Origin of the sequence: Methylocaldum sp. (assembly GCF_039794385.1) — a bacterium.
Classification (GTDB): domain Bacteria; phylum Pseudomonadota; class Gammaproteobacteria; order Methylococcales; family Methylococcaceae; genus Methylocaldum.
The window spans coordinates 1-4,894 of sequence record NZ_JBDIVO010000338.1 but is presented as its reverse complement, the minus strand read 5'-3'; the positions used below and the strand labels follow the sequence as shown (position 1 = coordinate 4,894).

3 protein-coding genes are annotated in these 4,894 nt (G+C 62.4%); 1 reads left to right on the top strand and 2 read right to left on the bottom strand.

Translation table 11 applies throughout. From position 1 onward, the window contains the following. Window positions 1-225, bottom strand: a 225-nt coding sequence (locus tag ABJK70_RS20185) for a polysaccharide biosynthesis/export family protein (RefSeq protein WP_347258901.1), incomplete at its 3' end; no start/stop codon positions are given. Window positions 226-666: 441 nt separating this feature from the next. Between ABJK70_RS20185 and ABJK70_RS20180 the strand changes: the two genes are divergently transcribed. Beyond that, entirely contained in the window at window positions 667-3,069 is a 2,403-nt protein-coding gene (locus ABJK70_RS20180; RefSeq protein ID WP_347258900.1) for a tetratricopeptide repeat protein, read from the top strand. A 48-nt stretch (window positions 3,070-3,117) separates the two neighbouring features. On the opposite strand, the gene ABJK70_RS20175 is transcribed toward ABJK70_RS20180, so the two are convergent. Next, window positions 3,118-4,662: an alkaline phosphatase PhoX gene (locus ABJK70_RS20175; protein ID WP_347258899.1), complete on the bottom strand. Its 1,545-nt coding sequence runs from the start codon at window positions 4,660-4,662 to the stop codon at window positions 3,118-3,120. Window positions 4,663-4,894 lie beyond the last annotated feature (232 nt).

Below are 4,894 nucleotides of genomic sequence, written 5' to 3'. Positions count from 1 at the left end.
GGCCGCGAGGTCGCCGACCAGGGGGAAGGAGAGGCCGCCGTCGGCGCGGACCAGGACCTGTTTGGTAAGGCCCTCCTCGCGCCACACCGAAATCTCCAGCACGTCTCCGGGGACAATGCGGTAGTCCCTGTGGCTTTCTATCAGGGGCGGCGAATTTTCGCCATTTCCGAGTGCGCCGGTAGCGAATGCCAAGAGTGCTGCAAATTTGAGCAATTGGAGATACATAGGAGCTGTGACGCAGAGAAATACGAAAATGAAGGAACAGCGGGCAATACTCGCCCGACGATTCAGACGATGGGTCCGTCTTAGAAGCTGTCTTCAAACTACTGCGCGCCGCCATGCTTTCGTTGCTCAAGAGCTTAAAATCCGCATGCACTCCTCTGTACACTCCGGTTTTGACTCGCCCCATCCCTGGGGCTCGCCCTTTCGCGCTTTGCCCTGACGTCGCTCGTGACGTTTGAAGACAGCTTCTTGTCGCCTATCCAGCATTACGCTAACAGACGATTGTTACAGTTCTGTTCCAACGACGGAACACCGTTTCACAAAGCTGACATGAAGCCATGCTGTCATATTCGGCTTAGACGGTGGGCTGTCGGTGTTGCTTATGTAACACCTAGCCTACCTGATTTTTCTGCAATGCTGTCTCTATCGAGCTAGGGAGCGTTTATGAAACTGAGTCTGGTTCGGCCCGTTCCGGCCTGGGTGGTGGTGGCCTGGGTGTTGACCGCGTGCGGCGGGGCGGAGGAGCGCAAGGCCGCGCACCTGGCGCGCGGCCTCCAGTATGTCGAGGCGCAGAATCTGGACAAGGCCAAGGTCGAGTTCAAGAACGTCCTGCAGATCGACCCCAAGGCCGCGAGCCCCTATTTCTACCTGGGCCGGATCGAAGAAGACCAGAAGCACTGGCGCGAGGCGTTCGCCCTCTATCAAAAGGCGGTCGAACTCGACCCGACCCACCGCGACGCCCAGCTCAAACTGGCGAAGTTCTACCTGCTGGCGAAGGACGCCGCGAAAGCCCAGGAACTCCTGGGGCCGGTGGCCGAGGAACGGCCCTCGGACCTCGAAGTGCGGATGCTGAAGGCGGCGATCGCGAACCTCCAGGGGGACAGCGCGTCGATGCGGGCGCAACTGGAGGCGATCGTGGCGGAGCAGCCGGCCCGGCCCGACCCCTATCTGGTGCTGGCCCTCCATTGGGCCCAGCAAGGACAGCCGGCCGAAGCGATCGGGGTGCTCGAAACCGGGCTCAAGATCCAGCCGAACCAGCCGGCGCTGCTGATGGCGCTGGCGAGGCTGCACCAGCAACAGGGCCAGGCGGAGGCGGCGGAAGAGACCCTCAAGGCCCTGATCGCGGCCCAACCCGACCGCCTCGAACACCGGGGGCTGCTGACCGAGTTCTACCTGAAACAGCGTCGCTTCGACGCCGCGGAAGCAACGCTCCGCACCGCCCAGAAGGACTTCCCCGAGGACCCGAGAGCACCGCTGTGGCTCGCCGAGTTTTTCGTGAAGCGCGGCGACGGGGCGCGGGCGGTCAGCGAACTGACCGCGGTCATCGCGGCCCGCCCGACGCACACCGCCCTGCGCTTCGGGCTCGCCCAGGTGCACCAACAGCTCGGCGAGGCCGATCAGGCGGAAAGCGTCTACCGCGCCCTGATCGCCGACCACGAAAACCAGCCGGACGGCTTCAAGGCCATGACGCAGCTGGCGGAGCTTTTGGCGAAGCGCGGGCGGAGCGACGAGGCGCGGGACCTGGTGAAACAGGTGCTGGCGGAAAACCCCAAAGACCATCCGGCGCTATCGCTTGAAGGCCGGCTGGCGCTGGCGCGGCGGGAAGCCCAGGACGCCATCGCCGCGTTCCGGGCCTTGTTGAAAGATCAGCCGGAGTCGACCGAGGTGCTGACCCGGCTGGCCCAGGCCTATCTCCTGGACGGCAAGCCCGCCCTGGCCCAGGAACAGCTGGACAAGGCGGTGGCCGTGAATCCTGCGGACTACCGGCTGAGGAAACTGCTGGTCGAATTCCTGGTCGGGCAGAAAAACCCCAGCCTGGCCCTCGACAAGCTCAACGAATTCCTCAAGCAACAGCCGAAGCACCTCGACGGGCTCAACCTCAAGGCGGACCTGCTGGTGGCGAGCCAGCAGACGGACGCCCTGGAGCCGCTCCTCAAGGAGATCAAGGACCGCTTCCCCGATAAAGCCGTCGGGCCGTTCCGCCTGGGCCAACTCTACCAAAGCCGGAAACAGCCCGAGGCGGCGCTGGCGGAATACGAAACGGCGCTTTCCCGCGCCCAAAACGACTACGAGCCCTTGAAGGCCATCGTCGGGCTCCACCTCGCCGCGCAGCAGCCGGAGAAGGCGCTGGCGCGGATCCGGAAAGCCCTGAAGGACGATCCGAAGCACCCGACCGCCCACCAGTTACTGGGGCTCTACCATCTGGCGCGAAACCAGGAGACGGAGGCCATCCAAGCCTTTGAGCGGGCGATCGAGATCCATCCCCAATGGCGGCTGCCGTACCACAACCTTGCCGCGGTCCATGAGCAGAAAAAGGACCTGAAGGGCGCGGCGGCGGCCTACCGGCGGGCGCTGGCGGCGGCGCCCGAGGACCGCGCGGCGCGGATGGGACTGGCCAGGGTCCTGGAGCGCAGCAAGGACTGGGCGGGGGCCATGGCGGAATATGAGGCGGTCCTGGCCCGCAACCCGAATGACGCGCTGGCGCGCAACAACCTGGCCGCCCTGCTCAGCCTGGATGCGGCCGACCGCGACAAACTCCAGCGGGCGCTGGCGTTGGCCCAGCGGTTCGAGACGGCGACCGAGCCCGCGTTCCTCGACACGCTCGGCTGGATTTACCGGCAGTTGGGCGAGTTGACGACGGCGCGGGGGCTGTTGGAAAAGGCCGTGGCGCAGGCGCCCGAGGTACCCATTTTCCAGTATCACCTCGGCATGGTGTACCTCCAGGCGGGCGATAAGGCCCAGGCCAAGGAGCGCCTGGAAAAGGCCGTAAGGACCGAAGGCGACTATATCGGTCGCGAGGACGCCCAACGCGCGTTGAGCCAGTTTTCCGGCGATTCGTCCACCTAAGCGGATGCGCGGGCCGGGAAGACTTTCAGGGAACGATCCGTACGTTGCTCAGGCCGGCGAAGCCGTCCGCTTGGGCAAGCGCTCCGGACCATGAGCCTCGGATTGCGCGGGGGCGTCGCTCTCGGGCGCAATTGCGAAGAGATCCCATTTGAATTTCGTGGCAAAGGAGCGATTGTCTTGTTCGCTCCAGCGAACGATGTGGCCGCAGCTGTTCGGGGCGCGCGGCGTGCCTGGTGCCGTGCGGTCGGGATCGTCGGTCATCGTGAGATAGACCTCGCAGGATAGAGGATGGACGGAACGCCATTGCGGACGGTCCATCGCGGTCGCTCCGACTATATCTGCCGCCAGACGAGTATTCACTAGAACATCGGCCTGGTTCTTGAATACCGCAGATCGAGCTGCGGCAGCGGTTCGAAAGGAAGAATCGCCCAAGTCCAGAGCCAGCCAGTCGCCGGTCCCATCCTCGTTGAACCGTGCCGCGTACAAGGTTCCCTCGTCCAGCATGTCGCCGTTGGCGGTTCGCCGGTGGAACCGAGCCTTGGTGACGAATTTGTAGATGTACTCGTCCGGGTCGTCATCGCTCATGTACCAGACCAGCGGATGACCCTCCTTCACCGGTGCCAGCCAGGCGCCGGTATGGGCGAGCCGTCCCATGGCGGTACGTTTCTTGGGCGTGCTTTCAGGATCGAAAGGGTCGATCTCCAAAATCCAGCCCTGACAGTTTGGTTCGTTGCGATAATCTTCCGTGGCGTCGGCGCCTCTTGCCGAAGCATCGAAGCGGGCGTGCTCGCCGGTGCCGCTGTCGTCCTCGCTCCACTCACGGCGGACGCCGCCGGTATTGATGCCATAACGCGCATGTTCTCGCGGACGACCGGTTCGGTTGATAAAGTATATGGCCCAGTTTCTTTCGCAGACCAGATAAGTTCGCCAAGGCGTGAAACTATAGGCGCAATTGACGAAGACTCCGCGGGTTTTGGTTCCGTCCGGGCTGTACTCGGTTTTCAGCAAGCCGGAACCTCGCGCCGGCCCCGCAATGTCCACCGGCGTGCTGTCGGTGATCCGTCGATTGTATTTGCCGGGTATTACGCTCCATTCACCTGCGCCGTCTTTTTTGATTTCCATGATAGTCACGCCATAAGCGGCGACTTTTTTCGATATCGGGTCGACCGGACGCTTTCCGCCGATAATCGTGCAGGGATGCAGCAGCCGCTGGCTAAGATATCGGCGGTTAGCGCAAAGAAGGCCATGAGAGGTCAAGGTGGCGCGGGCCATCGGAAAAAGATACATCCCGTAATGCTCGGAGCCGATTTGCTGCTCCGGTTCGTCGCCGGGAGCGGGTTTGGCGTTGATTGCGTAATGGCTGCCTGCTAGCGGTGGACTCCAGAGAATGAGCTGCTTTTCAGCGTGTACGGCCGATGCTGTGGCGGTAGCGGTTCGCATTACCGGTGTCGCATTGAATACCGACGGATTGATGCGAAGGGACGGCTGTTCTCCGGGTTTTGACGCTGGGATTGCCAAGAGCGCGTTGAATGTGCCTGATTGCTCCAAAAGGCCGGACGAGAGGGCACGCGCCGTGCCACCTCTTAAAACCATGCTCTGAATCGGGCGCTTTGCCGAAATCGATCGGAAGGTGGGATTACCGGATCGGTAATTTGATGGCTTACCGCCGGCGCTTTCCCGCTGAATGTGAGATTGTCGGTCGCTCATCATTACACTGCTCGTAGCTTTAGCCCAACCAGATGCTTGAGAGCGTGACGATAGGCGAGCACTGTTACATATCGTTGACGATTAATTTACGGTGTCATTACTAAATGATGACAAGCCG

Coding starts and splice junctions, on each gene's coding strand:
- ABJK70_RS20180 (WP_347258900.1), top strand. CDS start 667: ATGAAACTGAGTCTGGTTCGGCCCGTTCCGGCCTGGGTGGTGGTGGCC.
- ABJK70_RS20175 (WP_347258899.1), bottom strand. CDS start 4,662: ATGGTTTTAAGAGGTGGCACGGCGCGTGCCCTCTCGTCCGGCCTTTTG.